This window comes from Tyzzerella sp. An114 (assembly GCF_002161055.1).
GTDB classification, from domain to species: domain Bacteria; phylum Bacillota; class Clostridia; order Lachnospirales; family Anaerotignaceae; genus Fimicola; species Fimicola cottocaccae.
This window is the reverse complement of record NZ_NFLT01000062.1, coordinates 1-1167: the sequence shown is the minus strand read 5'-3', so window position 1 is coordinate 1167 and position 1167 is coordinate 1. Positions and strand designations below refer to the sequence as shown.

The window sequence follows — 1167 nt, the reverse complement described above, 5'->3', positions numbered from 1 at the left end:
CGAGTCTCAGTTATCGCAAAGACGGTGGTCTCCACGAAGGGGAAGGTGAGATGCCTATGAGTGTAGCCTAACACTGTTTATATTGTTGCCCATACCGGGGAAGTAGTGTCGAATACGGTAAATTAAATCACATCTAATAATATTAATATAAATTTATCAAGCCGTATATTTTTAATATATGGCTTGATTTTATAAATTTTCATAAGTGATATAAAAATATTATTTATTAAATCATTTATTAAAGTTTATAAAAATAAGGGGGAAAATTTATGTCTAATAATCAATTTGAAAATGAAATAATGTATATGTTATCTAAGGAAATACTTAAAAGAATGTTTTTAAGAAAATTGATAACAGAAGAAGAATATGAAAAAATAGATAAACTTAATATAAAAACTTTTAATCCGGAAATCGCACAAATATATGATTAAATTATAGATGTGTAAGTCTAAATAAGGTATTGTATGTTATATAAGGAGGTGTCTGAAATGGGAGTTACAAAGATAATTGAAGCAGTTAATACAAAAAATAATATCACGAGAGCCTGTGCCTATTGTCGTGTAAGTACAGATATGTCCCATCAGATAAATTCCTATGAAGCACAAAAGGAGTATTATAAAAACTTTATAACAGAAAAACCAAATCATAAGTTTGTAGGGATTTATGCTGACTATGGAAAAAGTGGAACTAAAGAAGAAGGCAGAACAGAGTTTGAAAGAATGCTTGATGATTGCCGAAATGGTATGATAGATGTTATATATACTAAATCGATATCAAGGTTTGCAAGAAATGTAATTGATTGTTTAAGTATAGTAAGAAGTTTGAAGGAATTAAAAGTTGATGTGTACTTTGAAAAAGAGAAAATACATACACTATCTGAAAAAAGCGAAATATTGTTATCGATATACAGTTCAGTAGCACAGGCTGAATCAGAAAGTATATCAACAAATCAAAAATGGAGTATACAAAAAAGATTTTTAGATGGAACTTACATAATGTCAAACCCAGCTTATGGATACTGTAACAATAAAAAGGGTAGGCTTAAACTTGTATCAAAAGAAGCAAAAGTTATAAGATTTATATATGATGAATATCTTAATGGAAAGGGTATTCATATAATAGCAAGAGAATTAAGCGAAAGTAAAATTAAAAGTCCAAAAGGCAATA

2 protein-coding genes are annotated in these 1167 nt (G+C 28.4%); both read left to right on the top strand.

Annotated features, from left to right (window positions below; all coding sequences use genetic code 11):
* Positions 1 to 269: 269 nt before the first annotated feature.
* The gene (locus B5E58_RS13685) at positions 270 to 431 is read left to right on the top strand and encodes an SHOCT domain-containing protein (protein ID WP_164493566.1); all 162 of its coding nucleotides are present in this window, start codon (positions 270 to 272) and stop codon (positions 429 to 431) included.
* 57 nt (positions 432 to 488) lie between these two features.
* Positions 489 to 1167, top strand: a 679-nt coding sequence (locus B5E58_RS13235; protein WP_158097781.1) for a recombinase family protein, incomplete at its 3' end; no start/stop codon positions are given.

Coding starts and splice junctions, on each gene's coding strand:
- B5E58_RS13685 (WP_164493566.1), top strand. CDS start 270: ATGTCTAATAATCAATTTGAAAATGAAATAATGTATATGTTATCTAAG.